Here is a 20,283-nt window from a genome sequence, read left to right as displayed (position 1 = left end):
AAACAAGACTAAACCAGCAAAACATCAAATCCCCCCTCAAAAAATGACTATCTAACCATGTATAACAACACAATTCTAAAAACATTCAAATTTTGAGTTCTTTAAAGTCTTGACTTCAATATTCTGAAGAACGAAACACACCCCTTTTTAGAAGAAATATCTCACCCGAAATACACCCAAATTTCCTGAAATTTGTAAAAAGGAAAATTATATAACACATGAACATAGCTAAAAAATTATTGGGGAGTCTGTTTTTCTTGGTTCTAATTTTGAGTGGATATCAATCAGCTCAGGCTCAAGACATAAATTTTAATGACTCATGGAGCTTCTTTAACGAAGAAGCCAAAGGTGCTGAGATGGCAAATTTTGATGATTCCAATTGGCGAAAATTGGATTTACCTCACGATTGGGCAATTGAAGGTCCATTTGATGAGAAATACAATGCTCGCTGCGGCGGACTTCCATTTCATGGAACTGGTTGGTACCGTAAACATTTCAAAACTCCTGAATCAGCAAAAGGAAAAGTGGTTCGACTTGAATTCGAAGGTGCTATGTATGATGCTCATGTTTGGGTAAATGGCAAATTTGTTGGGAATCGTCCTTATGGCTATATCGGATTTGAATTTGATATCAGTAAAGAATTAAAATATGATGGTTCGGAAAATGTAATTGCCGTTCGCCTGCAACCTCAGGATCTATCATCACGATGGTATCCAGGTGCTGGACTTTACCGTTCTGTTTGGCTAAAGATTGACGAAGCTGTGCATGTTGCACAATGGGGAACTTACATTACGACTCCTACTGTAACAGAAAAAATTGCAGTTGTTCAAAACGAAACAACTGTTGTAAATAAAAGTGATCAGAAAGCAAGTGTTACCGTAAAACATGAATATTTTGCTCCTAATGGGGAAATGGTTGCTTCCGTTGAAGAACCAATTGAAATAGAAGCCAATTCGTCTAAAGTATCTGGGTTATATTGCAAAATTAACAACCCGCTTCGTTGGGATACAGAAACTCCAAATTTATATTCTGCGCTAACTACTATTACTCAAAATGGTAAAGTGGTAGATACTTACAAAACACGTATTGGTTTGCGTTCGATTGCTTTTACGAAAGATGGATTTTTCTTAAACAACAAAAAAATTCGTTTCAACGGAGTTTGTTTGCATCACGACAATGGAGCTTTAGGTTCTGCTGTTTACCGTAGAGCCGATCAACGAAAGTTGCAAATTATGAAGGACATGGGTGTGAATGCCATTCGTACCAGTCACAATCCTCCATCTCGAGTTTTTCTTGAATTGTGTGATGAACTAGGATTAGTCGTATTGGACGAAGCTTTTGATGTTTGGAAAAAAGCAAAAGTTCCAAATGGCTACAATGTTTTTTTCGAAGAATGGGCAGAGCGCGACATCAAAGATATGGTGAGAAGAGACCGCAATCACCCTTCCGTAATCATGTGGAGTACGGGTAATGAAATACTGGAACAAGGAGATAAAAAGAATGGTTGGAAAGTAGCCAAAATGTTGAATGACTACTGCAAAGAAATTGATCCAACACGTCCAACTACAGTAGGAATGAATAATTATACAGCTCCTTACGAATCTAATTTTGCACAACAAACAGACATTGCTGGAATCAATTACAAACCAACAAAATATGCTGAGATTCGTGAAACTTATCCTGAATTACCAATTTATGCTTCAGAGACCTCAAGCTGTACAAGTAGTCGTGGTGTATATCATTTACCAATCGAGAAATACAAAACTCATGAATCAATTCATGTTAGCAGTTACGATTTAATCGGTCCACCATGGGCATATCCTCCTGATGTTGAGTTTCATTTTCAGGAACAAAATCCTTACATCATGGGCGAATTCATCTGGACTGGTTTCGATTATCTGGGAGAACCAACTCCTTACGGAGGGAAAGACAACTCAACCAATGGTTATTGGAATGGAGACTGGCCATCGCATAGTTCTTATTTTGGAGCTGTTGATTTGTGTGGATTTCCTAAAGATCGTTTTTTCCTTTATCAGAGTCACTGGACAACAAAACCTATGATTCACCTACTTCCTCATTGGAATTGGGAAGGAATGGAAGGAGATACAATTCCTGTGTATTGTTATACCAACTGCGACGAAGCTGAACTTTTTGTGAATGGCAAGTCAATGGGGCGAAAAGTTAAAGGAAAAGATTTAACTGAACTAATCGTTAAATTCATTCGTTACGAAGGAGAAACTTTTCAATCGAAATATCGCTTATCTTGGAATGTTCCTTACGAGGCTGGAACCATTAAAGTGGTCGGTTATAAAGATGGAAAAGAGATCTTGACAGAGCAAATATCGACCGCTGGAGAGCCTGCAAAAATAAACCTATCGATTGATCGTAGTGAGATTGATGCTGATGGAACCGATTTAGCTTACGTTACTGTGCGTATCGAAGATAAGGATGGAAACATTTGCCCCATGGCAGATAACTTGGTGAACTTCTCGGTTAAAGGTGCAGGTGAACTGATCGCTGTTGATAATGGAAACCAAATAAGTTTGGAGTCTTTTCAGGCAAATCATCGAAAAGCTTTTAGCGGAATGTGTTTAGCGATTTTGAGATCCTCAAAAAATACTGGTGAAATCACATTAACAGCTAAATCTAAAAAACTGAAAAGTTCACAAATCAGTATCACAACAAAATAAACTCAATAAATGCCATATTGGTTGCAGAACCGACCTTGCATTTACTGATTTAAATATAGCATTACAATTAGTCACAAAGATTACAGAATAAGCAAAATCATTGATCATGATAAAGAAAAAACATCTTATTAGTATCTGTCTTTTAATCCTGTGCAGCATTGCATTTGGTAAAAAGAAACAACCTAACATTCTGTTCATCATGTCTGATGATCATGCGGCGCAAGCAATTGGCGCTTATGGTGGTTTATTGAGCAGCTTAAACCCAACACCAAACATCGATAAACTGGCATCGGATGGTATTCGATTTGACAATGCGTTTTGTACCAACTCAATTTGTACTCCTAGCCGGGCATGCATAATCTCTGGACAATATTCTCAAACCAATGGTGTACTAGACTTGGATAACCCTCTGGATACCGATAAACAATACCTGCCAATAGAATTAAAGAAATTAGGGTACACAACAGCCATGATTGGTAAGTGGCATTTGCATAACGAACCTGTAAATTTCGATTATTACAAAGTTCTTCCCGGACAAGGAAAATATTTCAATCCTTCTTTTCTAGAAAAAGGCAAAGGGGTATGGCCAAATAATTTGGTGAAATCCAAAGGCCATTCTTCTGATGTAATTACCGATCTAACAATTAATTACCTGAAAAACAGAGATCAGTCAAAACCTTTCTTTTTAATGCATCATTACAAGGCTCCTCACGATATGTTTGAGAATGCTCCCCGTTACGATGATTATTTGAAAGATGTTGAGATACCAGAACCTGCAAGTTTGTACAATCAACCATTTTGGGGTTCGGAAGGAACACGAGGCAAAAATGATAGCCTCATCCATTACATTGGAACATCCGTATCACCAAGACATAATGTACATCATAAAAAATCAACAAATTATACCAATCGTTTTTTCGGAGATAGCATTGATGCTAAATTAGGAACACATCTTGCCTATCAGAAATATCTGAAAGATTATTTACGATGCGTGAAAGGTGTTGACGATAACCTGGGTCGTTTATTCGACTATCTGAAAAAGGAAGGTTTGTGGGAAAACACCATTATCATTTATACGGGTGACCAAGGAATGATGCTTGGCGCACATGATTTAATTGATAAGCGCTGGATGTACGAAGAAGCAATGCGCATGCCTTTTATAGTACATTATCCGGAACTAATTGAAAAAGAACAGGTATCTGATTTATTAATCAACAATACCGATTACGCTCCAACGATGATTGAACTTGCAGGGGGAACTACTCCTGATTACATGCAAGGACACAGTTTCATCAATACATTGGAAGGAAAACCAGAACAAGATTGGCGAGAAGCAACCTACTACCGTTACTGGATGCACATCATTCATCACTATGTTCCAGCTCATTTCGGAATCAGAACCAAGCAATATAAACTGATGTTTTTTTACGGAGCTCACTATATGCCCAAAGAAGAATTTAAAGGACATTACTGGGCTACACAATACGAAGGTATAGATCGGGAAACACCTCATTCATGGGAACTTTACGATCTTAAAAATGATCCAAATGAACTTCACAACAGGTATAAAGATCCAAATTACAAGGAGATTATTAAGCAGCTTAAGAAACAATTACTTGATAAGCGTAAAGCCTTGAACGAAACAGATAAAAACTATCCTAAAATCGAAAAAATAATTGAAGAAAATTGGGATAATTAACTAGAAACAGCCTCATGAAAAATCATTTATTACTACTAACGATACTAGCGATATTTACGGCAAATATCTCCAATGCACAAGATATTGAGCGAGAACGCCCTAAAGAATGGAACGGACTGGTTGAGGGTAGCCTATTTATCGATCGGTTTTTACCCATTCCAACAATTGGGAAACTAAGTTCAGATACTTGGGGCGCTAAAGGCGTAAAGCCTCGTTATACGGATAATGGAATTGAAGATGATGAATGGTCCTACTGGGGCGGAAATATTAAACAAGATGAAGAAGGAAACTATCATCTGTATGTTTGCCGTTGGCGGGAAGATTCACCCAAAGGACACATGGAATGGCCTCGTTCTGAAGTTGTTCATGCTATTGCTGATAATTCATTAGGTCCATTCAAATACAAAGAAACCATAGGCAAGGGACACAATCCTGAAATTTATCAGATAAAAGATGGTCGATATGTGCTTTACGTGAATAATGGCTACTATTTATCGAATACGCTAAATGGCCCCTGGGAATACAACAAATTCGAATTCGATCAACGAAACAGACCCGTTTTCGATCACATGGCCAACTTTACTTTTGCACAACGCGAAGATGGCTCCTACTTAATGGTTTGCAGAGGTGGTGGTATTTGGTTCAGCGAAAGTGGTCTCCCTCCTTTCTATGAGGTAAGCGAAAAAAGTGTTTATCCTCCATACGATGGCAGATATGAAGATCCTATAGTTTGGCGCACCAACATTCAATATCACATGATCGTGAACGATTGGTTGGGACGAATAGCCTACTATTTACGTTCAAAAGATGGAATCAGCTGGAAAGTTGAACCCGGAGAAGCTTATATGCCTGGAATTACAGAATATGAGGATGGGACCAAGGTTGATTGGTACAAATTCGAGCGCATAAAGGTATTACAAGATAAATACGGGCGAGCCATTCAAGCTAATTTTGCTGTTGCTGATACCATTAAAAAACAAGATATGGGAAGTGATCATCACAGCTCAAAAAATATTGGTATTCCTTTAACTGTTGGTCGTTTAATTACCATTCTTGATCAAGAAAAAATAGACTCTTCGACTAAAACCATACGAATCAAAATAGAAGCCGAAGAAGGTTTTAATCCTCATAAGGATATCAATATTAAATCGCTGCGTTTTGGAGCCTCCGAAAAAGTAAACTACGGTGGTGGTTGCAAAGTAATGAAAAAAGAGAAATCGGGTGATGATTTAATAATCACATTCGATGCGACAGAAAATGCTTTGAACGAGAACAATTTTGCGGCAAAACTATTAGGGAAAACAAGAAAAGGAAAGTTACTATTTGCTTATGCCCGTCTGCCTTGGATCAATTACAATGAACAAGCACTTTCGTGCAGATTTCCTATCCTTTCTTTAAATGGTCGCGAATTGAAAATTGAACTAGAAATTCAAAATTTCGGTCAAGTTTCATCCTCTTTATCAGATGTGAAAATTGAAACCCAAAAGAATGGGAAATGGATAGAACTAGCTCAAGCGAATGCTCCAAATTTAAAACCTTTTGAAAAACAAATACTGACATTATATGCCAATAAATTCACAGAAAGTGGGAAAACCGCTCAATTAAGAATTACAATCAATCAAAAAGAACAAAAATCAGTTGTTCTGGAAGGAGCCGTAATTATCAGATAATGTCTGACGAAGGATTTTACCAAAAACTAAGGAAACTGGTTTACAAGGAAGAAAAATAAATAATTATATAAAACCATCATGACAGAAAGAACAAATATCACACAAAAAACATGATTGTAAATCATTTGATATATGCACTTTAAGTTGTCTTGAAGCAAATTTAAAATCATGAAAATTAATCACTTCCGAATAATTGCGTTCATTCTAATTGCAATGAACACAGTAGGATCCGCGAAAGCGCAGAAGCCCAAAAAATTTGAAAAAAATTGGGAGTCATTGGAAAAGATAGATCAAGTACCAGAATGGTTTCAGGATGCTAAATTCGGTATTTATGCCCATTGGGGACCTGTATCGAATGCTTTTGAAGGAACCGATCCTAAAAAATTCTATGCAGGCTGGCACGGAATGAAAATGTATGAAGATGGTGTTAAGGTACCTACCGCATCGGGTAAACCATCTAGCAATTTCATTCATCATTCCGAGCATTTCGGAGATCCGGCAGAGTTTGGATACAAACAACTAATTGAGAAGTTCAACCCATCAGGTTTTGACGCCAAAAAGTGGGCTGATTTGTTTGCTCTTTCAGGAGCTAAATTCGCCGGACCGGTAGCCATGCACCACGATAACTTTGCAATGTGGGATGCTAAATCGACCCGTTGGAACTCAATGAATTACGGTGGAATTGATCCTTCAGCAGAATTGAAAAAAGAAATTGAAGCACATGGCATGAAGTTTATGGCTTCATTTCACCATGCCTTTACCTGGAAATATTTCGCCCCTGCTCATAAATATGGTGGTATAAGTCCTGATGATTACGATTTATACACAAATCCTCACGAATTAGATTCTGATACACCTGACGATCGTTTCTACAAAGAATGGTGGGCTAAACTAAAAGAATACATTGATGTATATCAGCCTGATTTAATTTGGTTTGATTGGTGGTTGGAGAACATGACTGAGGATTGTCGTCAGGAATTCTTAGCCTACTATCACAACAAAGGATTGGAATGGAACAAAGATGTTGCTGTTTGTTACAAAGAAAGTACATTCCCAGCCAGCACTGCCATTAAAGATTATGAACGAGGCAGACCAAATCAACCTGTAGATCAGATGTGGTTAACCGACACTTCTCCAGGAGCTTGGTTTTACCGTCCGGGTGCAATATTTAAAACACCTAATGAACTGATTGACATCTTAGTTGATATTGTATCGAAAAATGGTTGTATGTTGCTAAATGTTCCTCCAAATCCAGATGGTACGATTCCTCAGGTTATGGTTGATTTGCTAACCGACATGGGTAAATGGTTAAAAATAAATGGTGATGCTATTTACGGAACACGAGTTTGGACTGTTTTTGGTGAAGGACCTACCCGTTTACCTGAAGGAGGACATAAAGTTGAAAAGATTGAAATTGTTTACACAAATACGGATATTCGTTTCACTAAAAAATCGGATAAAGAATTTTACGCGATTGTAATGGACAAACCTGTAGGAGAAACAGTTATAAAGACCTTAAGCACTCAAATTGGTGTTTTAAACTCGAAAATAGAGAAAATTGAATTATTAGGAAGCGACGAGAAAATTGAATGGGAAAGAAACGAAAGAGGTCTTGTTATTAAGGCTCCTAAAGTTTTCCCATCGGACTATGCATCTTCTTATAAGATAACTTTAGAAGGTTATACCGAAAATTCTATTGGTGGTGATACCGAAGCACATGTAGAATAAATAATAGAATATCAGGCATTATAAAAGGGCGACACAATTTTGAAGTGTCGCCCTTTTACTGTCTCACTTAAATTGAGGAAATGAAATTACTCAAGTTTATGTTTCGTTCCAAATCCATTTTTTTTCGTAAGCGATGTCTTGCCATATGCACACTATTAACAGATATCCCCAGCAAATGAGCCATCTCTTTCCCTGAGAAATTTAACTTGATTAAAGCACAAATCTTCAAATCTGTAGGACTAAGATCAGGGACTTCTGTTCGTAAACGGTCATAAAAATCTTCATTTACCGACATGAATCGATTATTAAAATCCTCCCACAAACTAGTGGAACTCTTATTTATGGAATTCATCATTGCATCAGTCATTTTGCCTTCCTGCGTTACATTTAACTGATCCACTAACGTTTTAATAATTTCTTCCTTTTCAATCAATTTTAAGGTAGTAGCCGTTAGTTCTTTGTTCTTTACTTCCAATAATCCTTTCGATTTCTGTTGTTTTTTATTACTGGCCTCCTTTTCCAATTGATATTTTTTTCGCTGTTTTCTGTTACGAATGATTAGTCCAACAAAAACTAAAATACCAAAGAAGAAAACAATAAAGATTCTAAAGCTTAAAATAGCCTGCTCTTTTTCGGCCAATTCCAGATTAACACGATTAAGTTCCTTATCCTTACGCATTAATTCCTCATCGTAGCGATTCTTTACTTTTAGGAAACCACTATTCCTTTTCCGTTTCGTACTAAAGTAAGTCTCATTAATATTCTTAGATTTTCTGATGTTCTTATATGCTTTTTCGTAGTCACCTTTCCTTGCCTGTAACCATGCAAGCCTTTCCAGCAAATAAGCTTTTTGAATGGTATTTTTATTATCCAATTTTAATATTTCGGTCGCTTTATTCAGGTAAAGTAAAGCCAATTCATCCTTATTTACCTTTCTGTATTGCTCGCTAACTTTTGAATAGATACTACTTAAGAATTTTGCATTTCCGATTGTATTCTCTTTTGTGTTTTCCAGAACATCTATAATTAAAAGCATTAAGTCTGTAGCTTCCTCAAATTGATTATTTTGATATAAAAACACGGCCTTCTTCGAATCAAGATAGGCTCTCTCAAGTGCAGTTTGATTTATAATATCAGAAATCATATAACAACTATCCAAATAACTTCTGGCACTTTTTAGCTCTTTATATTTTAAATCCAAGAGCATTTTGTGGTAAAAAGAAATAATCATTTCAGAAGATGATATCTTCTTTTCACGATACGAAATCCGGTTTAAAGCAAGCGATTTTTCGATGTATTTTTTGGTCTCTTCCTCTTGATTGAAAGTATAATTCAACATTCCAAAATCATCATAGGCTTTTGCCAACAGAATTGTATCTCCAAATTCTTCTGATAAAAATAAAGCCTCCCCTGAATGATCAAATGCATCACTAAAATCCAATAGCTCCCTCTTAATTTCACTTAGCGATAACAAGGATTGAATAACGCTTACTGTATCTTTCTTATTAATCCCAATTTCGTATGCTTTATTTAAAATGAAAACAGAAGAGTCCACAGCAATTTCCTCTGACGAGTCATCATCCTTCACTTGATTTACCAAAACCTGTGATTGTAAAGGTTCAATTCCAGTAAAATTCACAAACAGAAAGATCCACACGACTACACACATAGAACTAAACTGCATCTTAAGTGTCATATTTAAAACAGATTATAAAATATCATTTAAAACAAACACAAATGTATGTAAAGTCTATGTAAATATCTAAAATGAGTCATGTAGAGTTTTTGTGAGCAGAAAAAGCAATATTTACAATCTAATTTTGCTTATTATTGCTTAGTCGATTCAATTAAATATCTCAATATTGATTTCGGAAATCGTAAGAACTAATCAAACAAGAATGAAAATACAAAAATTAATAGTTGCTATATTTTTCATGTTACTGTCTATCGTCACAATTGCACAGCAACAAAAACCCAATATTCTTTGGATCATTACCGATGACCAAAGAGCTGATGCCCTGGCTTGCTTTAATGAGGCAACAAGAGGTGAAAAAGCAAGTCCTTTGGGATACGTTGAATCGCCAAATATTGATCAGTTTGCCAAAGAGGGAGTTCTGTTTTCCAATGCCTATTGCAATTCTCCTGCCTGTGCACCATCACGTGCATCAATGCATACTGGAAAATATCCGCATCACTCCGGAATATATGGTTTCGAACAAAATCATCCGAATGCAAAATATTACAATTTAGTGCTTCCTGAAGTTTTACGGGAAAACGGATACAACACAGCAAGAATAGGTAAATTGGGCACTTACATTTTTAAATGGGGACCTGGATTAACCTGGACAGATCCAGAATTTTACAATCATGTTGTAGATATAAAAAACAACCTACAGAGAAAGGGTTTTACCGATTACTACAAGGAAAAAACGCGTAGCAAAGGAGAAAAAGAAACTTGGTATTACCCAGATGGCAGCAAAAAATCATACTACTATAAAGTAACAGATGGAGAAGTTTCAAAGGAAGATCTTGCTTTAAACCAAAAAACAGATGGAGAGCAAGACATTTTAAGAGCCTATACCAGATTTCAAACAAGAATGATTTTAGGGGGTGAAAGCACCATGCCAGGACCAAAAACCATTGATGGCAGAATCACGGAGGAATTTCAAAACTATTTTAACAATGCTAATAAAACTTACAAAGGTTTAGATGGCAGAACATTGAAAGGACCTAAAACATCAGAACCTCAATTTATAAATTTGGGTTATCACTTTCCGCACTCGCCTGTGTTGCCGCCAAAATCGTTCAGAGACCGATTTAAAGATAAAGTTTATAACATCCCGGACTTTAATAGATCTGAATTGGAAAAATTACCAGCACAGTTAAAGAAACTGTATGATAAAATGAAAGTAGATGCCATGAGCTACGATGAAAAACAACAGCTAATACGTGATTATTACGCTTTTTGTGCTTTTGGTGATTCATTGGTTGGAGCTTCCATCAAAACATTTAAAAACTACTGCACTACCAATAAACAAGAATATTTAATTCTTCTTGTTTGTGGTGATCATGGCTGGCATTTGGGTGAGCAAGGAATTAGCGCCAAATTTGGCCCTTACGATAAATCGAACCATAGCACCGTAATTGCAGTATCATCCGACAAAAAGAAATTTCCCGCCGGAAAAATTGTTGACGAATATGTTGAATTTGTTGACTTCGCGCCTACATTTTATGCCTCTGCCGGACTTGATGTAAATGCTAAAGAATATGATTATTTAGATGGATATGACTTAGCTGAAGTTGTAAACGGCAACAAAATACCGCGCGATTATGTGCTGGGCGAAATGAACCATGTAATTGGTGACAGAGCCTACATCAGAACGAAAGATTTTGCCTTCTCGATGCGGGTTCGTGAAAAAGACGCAAAACCCAAAGCCAAAACTCTTAATGTTGACATAAAATGGGCTTTAACAAGCTCGTCAGAAAATGCAGAAATGGCTCTTTACGATTTGCGTGTGGATACCGGTGAGCAATCAAATGTTGCCTATGCCAAGAACTATGAAAAATTAGCAGAATGGTTTAGAAATAAACTAGGAAACATTGTACTAGGCGATGGCAGAATTGAATGCGATTGGTCTTTTGAAGACAAATGGACCCGAAGTGATTTTGCAGTAGGTGCTGATAACAAAAAGATTGATATTCCGAATAAAATCATTCCAAATATAGATTAGATTAGAAATCAAATCTTGACCGTAAGTGCCATTATCATTATGATGATGGCTCTTACTTTTTCTAAAAACTAGACTCAACAGACCTATTAATCTATTTCGAGCTCCAACTGATCGTAGGCCAAAAATACATTATCAGGCAATTCGGCTTCCACTTCATCGTGAAAACCCAATTGATGACTAATGTGAGTAAAATAGGCCTTCTCAGGTTTTAATTCCCTAACAACTTCAAGAGCTTCGGAGAGTGTGAAATGCGAAATATGTGGTTCCCTTCGAAGCGCATTCAGCACCAAAACCTTTAATCCTTTTAGCTTCTCTTTTTCTTCCGGAGAAATATAATTCGCATCAGTAATGTATGCCAAATCCCCAATTCGAAAGCCATAGACAGGCAGTTTCAAGTGCTTCACCCGAATTGGAAGAATACTTGTCCCATTTATATGAAAAACTTCATTAGTTAAGTCAATTAGGTTCATTTGAGGAATTCCCGGATATTTAAACTCGGCGAAAACATAGGAGAATTCTTTCTTTAAAGATTCCTGTACACGCTTTTCAGCATAAATGGAAACCGCTTTTTTATTCACCCAATTAAATGCACGAATATCATCCAAACCTGCCGTGTGATCTTTGTGTTCATGCGTGAATATAATTGCAGAAATATTCTCAACTTTTGCCCGTAACATCTGATATCTAAAATCGGGTCCGCTATCAATCACCAAATTCTGACCATCAACAGTTATTAAAACGGAAGAACGCAAGCGCTTATCTTTGTGATTATTCGATTGACAAACCGGACATTTACATGCTATAATAGGAACTCCTTGTGAAGTGCCTGTTCCTAAGAAAGTTAATTTCACCATACAATTTTTCTAATCCAAATTCTCTTGCAAAGCAATCTGAAAGATCTATTTTGAATCCCTGATTTCTTTTCGAACGGACAGATATAACAAATAAGCCAATACAAAAATTGCCATCACAGCAGAGGGTATTGCCGCTTCCTCTCCAAATAAAGTTAAGGCTGTCACCACTGCAAAACCAGAACTTTTAATCGTAACTAAAAGATTCTGAGTCATCGCAACCGGAGCTTTAACACCTAATTTACGGCTAAGCAATTCATAAATCCATCCCAAACCAAAAATCCCAAGAAACAAAACCAGAGACACCAGCAAGAGTATATCAAAATTAGAAAAAAATACTTGTCTATTTAAGCCAACAGCAGTAAAAATGATCAGAGCAAATCCCCAATCCACAATTTTACCCCTAAACTTCTCTACTGTAGGTTTAATTGGTTGCCAAAGAAGTAATCGTGATATCAGCAAAGGAACCAACACAAGCTGTACCATGGTGATAAATAAATCAAGCGGGTTGATGCCTCCATCGATATTTGAAAACAAGCCTACAATGAGCGGGGCAAAAAATAAGGAAGAAATAAAAGCGCCCAAAGTCCCGACTATGGCATATTTTAAATCACCATCTAAAATATGTGAGAATGGAATTACAGCAACGCCAGGCGGTGTAGAAGCAATTACTACAAATCCAAGAAAAAGTTCGGGCGTTGGCATTAACCAGTACGACAAAGAAATAATTACAGCTCCAAATACTACGTAATTCAAAAATGATCCCATCAGCATTGGCAGTATCATCTGCTTTAAAGGAAACAATGCCCTTGTTGAAATACCTGTTGTTGAAAAGGTCATTACAATTGCCAATATGTAAAAAGTATACTCTTTTAACAGGTTTGCCCAATCGCCAATCAGCAATCCGAGAACAACAGCAAGAACAAGAATGAAGTTTCGATTTAATATTATTTTACGGGCAATCTGTGTCATATTGTAACAAATATTGTCGATGAACTGCAAAGATGTAACAATTCAAGTTAACTTCAAAATTATTAAGAATGAATACAGATAAGGAAATCACATTTGATTACGATCCATTAATTAGTGACAGACTTATTTTGTACATTTGCCGAAAATAAATCATTTATGAAGGGCAAACTTTTTTTAATCCCAATGACCTTGGGTGATACGGAAATCGACCAGGTAATACCAAATCACATTCAACAACTGATTCCAGATATTAAACACTTTATTGTTGAAAATATCAGAACAACACGACGTTATCTTAAAAAAGTAAATCAAGATATAAATATAGATGAGCTTACTTTTTATGAGCTAAACAAACACACCTCTCCAAAAGACATATCAAGCTATTTAAATGCCATTACCAATCATGACATAGGAATTATTTCGGAAGCTGGATGCCCTGGAGTCGCTGATCCTGGAGCTGACGTAGTTAAAATTGCTCACACAAAAGACATACAGGTTGTGCCACTGGTTGGACCTTCCTCCATATTGCTTTCTTTAATGGGATCGGGCTTTAACGGACAAAATTTTGCCTTTAACGGATACTTGCCAATTCAAGCTGGAGATAGAAGCAAAAAAATAAAGCAATTAGACAACCGTTCATTGAACGAAGGTCAGACTCAGATGTTTATCGAAACTCCTTTTCGAAACATGAAAATGATAGAAGATTTACTTCAAAATTGCAGTCCTGCCACAAAACTATGTATTGCCGCCGACATCACACTTGAATCGGAATACATTAAAACCATGTCGATACAAGCATGGAAAAATAAAGTGCCGGATTTACACAAAAGACCTGCCATTTTTCTAATCCACAGAGAAAAATAAGATCTAAAACCAAAAACAGCGCAGATGAAGAATCTGCGCTGAATATATCATAGATTAAACTTTAGATGGCAATCCCAAGCTCTTAAATTGGGAACTATCTAAATCATTCTTGGTTTCATTTATTCTCTAACCTTACAAGCTCTTGTAAAATTCAGGCAAAACCGCCTTGAATTGATCAATTGCATCTTTTAAGGATGTCTCTGTTCTTCCACCTGCGGCATTCATATGTCCCCCACCATTAAAATACTCTCTGGCAACCTTATTAATAGGAACATCACCTTTCGATCGGAAAGATATCTTAACTGCACCATCCTTTTCAATAAAAATTACAGAAATCAGCATATTCTGAATAGACAAAGGATAATTCACAAAACCCTCGGTATCACCATCCTTATAGCTAAAATGGACTAAATCTTCCTTCGTTAAAGTAATAATTGCTGTTTTGTATTCCGACAAAACTTCCAATCCCTGATCCAGACAATGGCCTAACAATTTCATCCTTTCAGGAGAAAAGTTATCGTAAATATTCGAATGAATTTTACTTTTATCAATTCCTTTTTCAATTAAACTACCTACAATCTGGTAGGTTCTTGGTTGAGAAGAATTGTAACTTAAACCTCCTGTATCGGTAATAATTCCAGTATAAATGCATTCAGAAATTTGCTCATCAATCAATTCCTCATCTCCCAAAGCTTCAATGAATTCATACATCATTTCGCAGGTAGAACACATTTGAGTATCCGAGAACATAAAATCAACAATTTGTTCAGGTTCGGGATGATGATCGATCATGATTTTTTTTGCAGTCGCTTTTTCGAGCACCACCTCTAAATCGCCTGAACGCTTAAATGAATTATGGTCTACAATGAAAATAAGATCAGATGAATTAATAAATTCTTCTGCCTTTTTCTTTCCATTGGTATAGATCCAAACATCAGAATTTCCAGGTAACCATTTTAAGAAAACAGGATAAGCACTTGGACTAATAATTTGTGCTTTTTTCCCTTTTTTAATCAGATACTGATACAATGCCAATGAAGATCCAATGGCATCACCATCGGGTCCTGAATGCGGAATAATTGAGATTTTTGTGGATTCTTCAAGCAATGCTGCTGTTTCCTTAATCAGCTCTTGGTCGATCCTATTTTGCAAATTGTTCATTCTTTTCTCTCTTGGGATGATTAAATTAAGAGGTCAAAGATACAATAGATATTGAAATAGGATCAATTTTCAAATGATCTATTGCAAGGAAGTAAAGCTGAAAAAATAAAATCCTCCATCTTGTTTTGATAAATTAGCTATTGCACAGGTGCTCAGAATCATTATTTTTGTATTTGGAACATTTAACTATACAAATATATGAGAAGCGATAGAACCTTTACCATGATAAAACCAGATGCTGTTGCAAACGGTTATATTGGCGCTATTCTAGCAAAAATTAACAAGGCAGGATTTCGTATTGTTGCCATGAAATACACAAAACTCACAAAAGATCAAGCAATGAAATTTTATGAGGTTCATCAGGAAAGACCATTTTATGGTGATTTAACCGATTTTATGAGTTCGGGAACAATTGTAGCTGCAATTTTGGAAAAAGACAATGCTGTTGCAGATTTCAGAAAATTAATTGGAGCAACAAATCCAGCTGAAGCTGAAGAAGGAACAATTCGCAAAGAATTTGCAGAATCAATGTCGCGTAATGCAGTTCATGGATCGGATAGTGATGAAAATGCTTGTATTGAAGGAGCCTATCATTTCTCAGGAACAGAAATATTTTAATCAAAAAACTATAAAAATACAGAGCGCATTAAGATCATCTTAATGTGCTTTTTTTTATCGCACAACAATATCGTCGATAATATTTGCTTGCGCTTCTCGGTTTAATGCCCGAATTAAGCCTTCGCGAATCATTATCAGTTCATTTCTAATTACCGACGAACGCACCTTAACGAATAACTTTCTGTTGCGAATGTATATTTCAGTAGTGGCATTGGCAACCGATTTACCAATTACTTTCTCCCAAGAATTCACCAACTCGTACTCTTTCAAACGCCCATCCAGATTGTTTTCCTTTAGTACCTGTCGAATTAATTCATCAATTTTTTTAGTATTACTTCTTCTCATTTTATTTAGCTTACAATGGCACCCTTATCGATAACAAACAATTGATATTCCTGTTTCATACTTGAAAGTATCTCATTCAAATGATCGCGATTGGTATCGGATATAAAAATCTGACCAAAACGATCTTCCGAAACCAATTTTACAATCTGCTCTACTCGTTGTGAATCCAGTTTATCGAAAATATCATCGAGTAAAAGAATTGGGTTAAATCCGGCAATTTGCTTAATAAAATCGAATTGTGCCAGCTTTAGAGCAATCAAATAAGTCTTTTGTTGTCCTTGAGAACCCATTTTTTTAATCGGATATCCTCCTAGAGTCAATTCCAAATCGTCCTTATGAATACCAACAGTAGTATATTGTGTTACCTGATCTTTCCAACGGGCATTAATTAATAAATCGCGCAGTGAGTTTTCATGCAAAAGCGATTTATATTCCAAATTTACAGTTTCATTCCCCTGAGAAATCATCTGGTAATACTCCTGAAAAACCGGCATTAATTTATTCAAAAAATCTTTTCTCTTTTCATAAATAGAAGTTCCCAGAACAATCATCTGTTCATCCCAAATGCTTAAGGTGTCTTCATCAAATTTGCTGCCTGACGCAAAATCTTTCAACAACTTGTTTCGTTGCATCAAAACACGATTGTAACGAATTAAGTCTTCCAGATATTTACGGTCGTACTGCGAGATTACACTGTCCATATACTTTCGGCGCTCATCACTGCCATCAGTAATTAGACTAACATCAGCAGGCGAAACCATCACTATTGGCAGCAAACCAATGTGCTCCGACAGCTTTTTATACTCTTTTTTATTTCGCTTGAAATTTTTCTTCTGCCCGCGCTTTACACCACAATACACCAACTCATTCAATTCCTTGCGTTGATATTTCCCCTCCAACACCATAAACTGTTCATTGTGATTGATATTTTGCTGATCGCTTACCGTAAAATAAGATTTACAAAAACTTAGGTAGTAAACCGCATCCAGTAAATTGGTCTTTCCCATTCCATTATTCCCAATAAAACAATTGATCTTTGGTGAAAAATTCAATTCTAAATCAAGTATGTTTTTATAGTTTAAAAGGGATAATTTTTCAAGATACATGTATGAATGGATTAGATGAATGCTACAAAATTAAGAAATTAAATCAATTTGATTTTAATTATTTAAATCTGTGACAATCTAAATTTATCGCTACACTTTTTACTGAAAAAATGGTTAATATTTCGTAAAAAAAATTACATTTGCGTAAGAAAAAATAAAACTAATAATATTTGAGCATGTCAAAGAATAAAAACGATCAGGTATCTGAAGATAATTTTGAAAATTTAGAACAAGCGTTAAGCAAAACCGAACAATATATTGAAAAGAATCAGAAAAAACTGACCTCTATCGCAATAGTTATAGTCCTTATTACTTTAGGATTTTTTGCTTATCAAAAATATTACAAAGCCCCTCTTAATGAGCGCGCTCAAAATCAATTATTCCAAGCTCAAAGATATTTTGAGATCGATTCTTTTAATCTTGCATTAAATGGTGATGAGAATTATCCTGGATTTATAGATATCGTTGATGAATTTAGCTCAACTACTGCAGGAAATATTTCAGAATATTATGCTGGCGTTTCGTATCTAAGAATAGGTGAATTCCAAAATGCTATTGATTATCTGGAAAGATTCAGTTCTGATGATTTCTTACTTAGCGCTCTGGCAAAAGCTGCTATTGGTGATGCTTATATGGAATTAGGAAAAACTGAGAAGGCTGCTTCAAATTATATGGATGCAAGTTCATTCAACACGAATGATTTTACAACTCCTATTTATTTGCAAAAAGCAGGAATTGCCTACGAAATGTTAGGTGAATACAATAAAGCACTTGCTGCTTACGAATCGATCGAACAAGATTTTGCTAAATCAGCAGAAGCTCGTGACGTTGAAAAATACATTACAAGAGCAAAATCAATGATAAAGTAAAATACACTTTAAATATAAAAACGGAGATCATTTAATTGGTCTCCGTTTTTTTTGCCCATTTCCCCAGAGACATTCCTCTCTGCACATATCTGACGATTAGAAGCCATATAAAGCAAGATTCAATAAAGAATGAAATCTTCTGCCCAACAATTGTTGCTTGTTCGTGTAATGGACTAATAATACCTGATTTTAAAACTCCCACTCCTCCCCTTATTCCTTCAAACAATTTTTACAGATATCGTGCAATTTCCGTTTTGAAATTCGATCTAGAAACAGGTAATTTCATAAAAACACGCCCCCTTTATTCTCTTTCAGGATTATAAGACAAAAATATTTCCTAGTAAATCAATCACTTACATAAATATTTGAGTTTTTTTGAAAAAAAAACTCAGGCACCCCTTGTATTTTGTAGTAAAGCTCCTATATTTGCATCCGCAATCAAGAGATAAAGTTCTTTAAATACATTGCATTTGGGGAGATACCAAAGTGGCCAACTGGGGCAGACTGTAACTCTGCTGACTTCGTCTTCGTAGGTTCGAATCCTGCTCTCCCCACTTTAACACATTAGCTAAGAAACAAAAGTGTTTCTTACCTGCGGGAATAGCTCAGTTGATAGAGCATCAGCCTTCCAAGCTGAGGGTCGCGAGTTTGAGTCTCGTTTCCCGCTCATTTTTTTTGAAATTATTATTTGGGGAGATACCAAAGTGGCCAACTGGGGCAGACTGTAACTCTGCTGACTTCGTCTTCGTAGGTTCGAATCCTGCTCTCCCCACTTAAATTACCTAAGAAACAAGCGTGTTTCTTGTCATGCGGGAATAGCTCAGTTGATAGAGCATCAGCCTTCCAAGCTGAGGGTCGCGAGTTTGAGTCTCGTTTCCCGCTCAAAATATTTTGGAGAGATGGCAGAGTGTCGTCCCGATAGCTATCGGGAGCGGATTCTTGAAAATCAACCAAGAAAAATATTGGAGAGATGGCAGAGTGGTCGAATGCGGTAGTCTTGAAAACTATTGTGCGGCAACGTACCGGGGGTTCGAATCCCTCTCTCTCCGCAACTTAGGAATCATCCTAAACCAAAAGACTGTAAATCTACTGATTTACAGTCTTTTTTGTTTTTCCCCTATTCATTCTACTACAAATAATATCAATAGGAGTAAGAACTCTCCGGTGAACAGATTTCAAAATCCACTTTGTTCACCAAAACCAATATAACAAACTGTATCAAAACAGGTTAAACCGCACAAACTTCAAAAATAAAATTTTAATTGTACTTGATTTTTAGTAAATTTATTAAACATCATTCAATAATTAATCAAAATTCTGAAAAATTCACATTTAGTATGAATTGATTTTATTAAAGCATGAACACCTTTTCAGCACTTAATATCAGTTTCTTAATTAGAAAGAATCGCTCTAATAAACAGGGTGAGGCTCCTATCTATATGCGTATCTCTGTAGATGTGGAACGTAAAAGGGTGCCCAAATACAGGCACCCTTTTCTATTTCATAAAACTCAACGATTATTTGTATCGTTCGGAAGTGTTAATCTTTATTGCGTGTTCAGTAAAAATGGTGTCCGTTAGCGAAACCACTTCACCAATTTTTAAAGTTCCTATATTCAGTGCTTTCTTAGTTCCCTTAATCTCATATAAATTTGTAATTAAGGTATCAGCTCCTAGTGTCGTAAGGGCTGGTCGTTGCATCGAATAAGTAAATTGATAGGTTGTATCTGTTGAATGATCCAAGTAGGATGCAATATCATAAAATACTGCCACGTTAGCATTTTTAAATTCAATCATAAAATCGTTATTTCGATAGACATCAATAGCGTGTGGCGCACTTTTGCCCTGAATGTCAGTAATGGCATAAACAGGAACTTTCTCAATATCTGCAGCTTCCCATTCTTCTTCATCGCAACTTATGGCGAAAACCAATACTACTAGCAGACTTCCTAAATATATTATATTTCTCATGTTTTAGAT

Annotated in this window: 16 protein-coding genes and 5 tRNA genes; 14 read left to right on the top strand and 7 right to left on the bottom strand. The window is 36.1% G+C overall.

The features are described from left to right. Window positions 1-218 precede the first annotated feature (218 nt). From galB to ALGA_RS14345, 4 genes are all read left to right on the top strand, one after another. Window positions 219-2,690, top strand: a complete 2,472-nt coding sequence (galB, locus tag ALGA_RS14360; RefSeq protein WP_096430146.1) for a beta-galactosidase GalB — start codon at window positions 219-221, stop codon at window positions 2,688-2,690. Between the two features lie 106 nt (window positions 2,691-2,796). Further along, window positions 2,797-4,389, top strand: a complete 1,593-nt coding sequence (locus ALGA_RS14355) for a sulfatase family protein (protein WP_096430144.1) — start codon at window positions 2,797-2,799, stop codon at window positions 4,387-4,389. 14 nt (window positions 4,390-4,403) lie between these two features. Then, window positions 4,404-6,059, top strand: a complete 1,656-nt coding sequence (locus ALGA_RS14350; RefSeq protein WP_096430142.1) for a glycoside hydrolase family protein — start codon at window positions 4,404-4,406, stop codon at window positions 6,057-6,059. Window positions 6,060-6,227: 168 nt separating this feature from the next. After that, window positions 6,228-7,787, top strand: coding sequence for an alpha-L-fucosidase (locus tag ALGA_RS14345; RefSeq protein WP_096430140.1), 1,560 nt, complete (start codon window positions 6,228-6,230; stop codon window positions 7,785-7,787). Between the two features lie 67 nt (window positions 7,788-7,854). On the opposite strand, the gene ALGA_RS14340 is transcribed toward ALGA_RS14345, so the two are convergent. Next, window positions 7,855-9,483 (bottom strand): helix-turn-helix transcriptional regulator, encoded by a 1,629-nt coding sequence (locus ALGA_RS14340; protein WP_145957637.1) that lies wholly within the window; start codon window positions 9,481-9,483, stop codon window positions 7,855-7,857. Window positions 9,484-9,685: 202 nt separating this feature from the next. On the opposite strand from ALGA_RS14340, the gene ALGA_RS14335 reads away from it, so the two are divergent. After that, entirely contained in the window at window positions 9,686-11,518 is a 1,833-nt protein-coding gene (locus ALGA_RS14335; RefSeq protein WP_096430136.1) for a sulfatase-like hydrolase/transferase, read from the top strand. Between the two features lie 86 nt (window positions 11,519-11,604). Here the strand turns inward: ALGA_RS14335 and ALGA_RS14330 are convergent, their stop codons facing one another. Both ALGA_RS14330 and ALGA_RS14325 read right to left on the bottom strand, forming a co-directional pair. Beyond that, window positions 11,605-12,372, bottom strand: coding sequence for an MBL fold metallo-hydrolase (locus ALGA_RS14330; RefSeq protein WP_231705971.1), 768 nt, complete (start codon window positions 12,370-12,372; stop codon window positions 11,605-11,607). A gap of 45 nt (window positions 12,373-12,417) precedes the next feature. Then, a complete protein-coding gene (locus tag ALGA_RS14325) occupies window positions 12,418-13,341 on the bottom strand; it encodes a bile acid:sodium symporter family protein (protein ID WP_096430134.1) in 924 nt (307 codons plus the stop codon). 156 nt (window positions 13,342-13,497) lie between these two features. Here ALGA_RS14325 and ALGA_RS14320 point away from each other — a divergent pair, with 156 nt between their 5' ends. Then, window positions 13,498-14,205, top strand: a complete 708-nt coding sequence (locus ALGA_RS14320) for an SAM-dependent methyltransferase (RefSeq protein ID WP_096430132.1) — start codon at window positions 13,498-13,500, stop codon at window positions 14,203-14,205. 132 nt (window positions 14,206-14,337) lie between these two features. Here the strand turns inward: ALGA_RS14320 and ALGA_RS14315 are convergent, their stop codons facing one another. Continuing rightward, window positions 14,338-15,366: a DHH family phosphoesterase gene (locus ALGA_RS14315; protein ID WP_096430130.1), complete on the bottom strand. Its 1,029-nt coding sequence runs from the start codon at window positions 15,364-15,366 to the stop codon at window positions 14,338-14,340. A 198-nt stretch (window positions 15,367-15,564) separates the two neighbouring features. On the opposite strand from ALGA_RS14315, the gene ALGA_RS14310 reads away from it, so the two are divergent. After that, window positions 15,565-15,984, top strand: coding sequence for a nucleoside-diphosphate kinase (locus ALGA_RS14310; protein ID WP_096430128.1), 420 nt, complete (start codon window positions 15,565-15,567; stop codon window positions 15,982-15,984). 54 nt (window positions 15,985-16,038) lie between these two features. Here ALGA_RS14310 and ALGA_RS14305 read toward each other — a convergent pair whose 3' ends face one another. Together ALGA_RS14305 and recF are read right to left on the bottom strand one after the other, a co-directional pair. Beyond that, the gene (locus ALGA_RS14305; protein WP_096430126.1) at window positions 16,039-16,329 is read right to left on the bottom strand and encodes a DUF721 domain-containing protein; all 291 of its coding nucleotides are present in this window, start codon (window positions 16,327-16,329) and stop codon (window positions 16,039-16,041) included. Window positions 16,330-16,334: 5 nt separating this feature from the next. Continuing rightward, window positions 16,335-17,435 (bottom strand): DNA replication/repair protein RecF, encoded by a 1,101-nt coding sequence (gene recF / locus ALGA_RS14300; RefSeq protein ID WP_096430124.1) that lies wholly within the window; start codon window positions 17,433-17,435, stop codon window positions 16,335-16,337. Between the two features lie 176 nt (window positions 17,436-17,611). Here recF and ALGA_RS14295 point away from each other — a divergent pair, with 176 nt between their 5' ends. From ALGA_RS14295 to ALGA_RS23625, 7 genes are all read left to right on the top strand, one after another. Continuing rightward, on the top strand, window positions 17,612-18,304 hold the full coding sequence (locus ALGA_RS14295) for a tetratricopeptide repeat protein (protein WP_096430122.1): 693 nt from the start codon (window positions 17,612-17,614) through the stop codon (window positions 18,302-18,304). Window positions 18,305-18,776: 472 nt separating this feature from the next. Then, window positions 18,777-18,858, top strand: a tRNA-Tyr gene (locus ALGA_RS14285). Between the two features lie 40 nt (window positions 18,859-18,898). Next, a tRNA-Gly gene (locus ALGA_RS14280) sits at window positions 18,899-18,971 on the top strand. Between the two features lie 23 nt (window positions 18,972-18,994). Beyond that, window positions 18,995-19,076: transfer RNA gene (locus ALGA_RS14275), tRNA-Tyr, on the top strand. A 37-nt stretch (window positions 19,077-19,113) separates the two neighbouring features. Continuing rightward, window positions 19,114-19,186 (top strand) — tRNA-Gly (locus ALGA_RS14270). Between the two features lie 82 nt (window positions 19,187-19,268). Continuing rightward, window positions 19,269-19,353 (top strand) — tRNA-Ser (locus ALGA_RS14265). A 309-nt stretch (window positions 19,354-19,662) separates the two neighbouring features. Further along, window positions 19,663-19,884: an Arm DNA-binding domain-containing protein gene (locus tag ALGA_RS23625; RefSeq protein WP_394339897.1), complete on the top strand. Its 222-nt coding sequence runs from the start codon at window positions 19,663-19,665 to the stop codon at window positions 19,882-19,884. Here ALGA_RS23625 and ALGA_RS14260 read toward each other — a convergent pair. After that, the gene (locus ALGA_RS14260) at window positions 19,822-20,274 is read right to left on the bottom strand and encodes a hypothetical protein (RefSeq protein ID WP_096430118.1); all 453 of its coding nucleotides are present in this window, start codon (window positions 20,272-20,274) and stop codon (window positions 19,822-19,824) included. The genes ALGA_RS23625 and ALGA_RS14260 overlap by 63 nt on opposite strands. Window positions 20,275-20,283 lie beyond the last annotated feature (9 nt).

The organism is Labilibaculum antarcticum (assembly GCF_002356295.1).
GTDB lineage: Bacteria > Bacteroidota > Bacteroidia > Bacteroidales > Marinifilaceae > Labilibaculum > Labilibaculum antarcticum.
This window is presented reverse-complemented; position numbering and strand designations above follow the sequence as displayed.

Excerpts from the sequence above, each read along its gene's own strand:
- ALGA_RS14310 (WP_096430128.1), top strand. The coding sequence starts at position 15,565 with ATGAGAAGCGATAGAACCTTTACCATGATAAAACCAGATGCTGTTGCA.
- ALGA_RS14260 (WP_096430118.1), bottom strand. The coding sequence starts at position 20,274 with ATGAGAAATATAATATATTTAGGAAGTCTGCTAGTAGTATTGGTTTTC.
- ALGA_RS14295 (WP_096430122.1), top strand. The coding sequence starts at position 17,612 with ATGTCAAAGAATAAAAACGATCAGGTATCTGAAGATAATTTTGAAAAT.
- recF (WP_096430124.1), bottom strand. The coding sequence starts at position 17,435 with ATGTATCTTGAAAAATTATCCCTTTTAAACTATAAAAACATACTTGAT.
- ALGA_RS14355 (WP_096430144.1), top strand. The coding sequence starts at position 2,797 with ATGATAAAGAAAAAACATCTTATTAGTATCTGTCTTTTAATCCTGTGC.
- ALGA_RS14315 (WP_096430130.1), bottom strand. The coding sequence starts at position 15,366 with ATGAACAATTTGCAAAATAGGATCGACCAAGAGCTGATTAAGGAAACA.
- galB (WP_096430146.1), top strand. The coding sequence starts at position 219 with ATGAACATAGCTAAAAAATTATTGGGGAGTCTGTTTTTCTTGGTTCTA.
- ALGA_RS23625 (WP_394339897.1), top strand. The coding sequence starts at position 19,663 with ATGAACACCTTTTCAGCACTTAATATCAGTTTCTTAATTAGAAAGAAT.
- ALGA_RS14330 (WP_231705971.1), bottom strand. The coding sequence starts at position 12,372 with ATGGTGAAATTAACTTTCTTAGGAACAGGCACTTCACAAGGAGTTCCT.
- ALGA_RS14350 (WP_096430142.1), top strand. The coding sequence starts at position 4,404 with ATGAAAAATCATTTATTACTACTAACGATACTAGCGATATTTACGGCA.
- ALGA_RS14335 (WP_096430136.1), top strand. The coding sequence starts at position 9,686 with ATGAAAATACAAAAATTAATAGTTGCTATATTTTTCATGTTACTGTCT.
- ALGA_RS14345 (WP_096430140.1), top strand. The coding sequence starts at position 6,228 with ATGAAAATTAATCACTTCCGAATAATTGCGTTCATTCTAATTGCAATG.
- ALGA_RS14320 (WP_096430132.1), top strand. The coding sequence starts at position 13,498 with ATGAAGGGCAAACTTTTTTTAATCCCAATGACCTTGGGTGATACGGAA.
- ALGA_RS14305 (WP_096430126.1), bottom strand. The coding sequence starts at position 16,329 with ATGAGAAGAAGTAATACTAAAAAAATTGATGAATTAATTCGACAGGTA.
- ALGA_RS14325 (WP_096430134.1), bottom strand. The coding sequence starts at position 13,341 with ATGACACAGATTGCCCGTAAAATAATATTAAATCGAAACTTCATTCTT.
- ALGA_RS14340 (WP_145957637.1), bottom strand. The coding sequence starts at position 9,483 with ATGACACTTAAGATGCAGTTTAGTTCTATGTGTGTAGTCGTGTGGATC.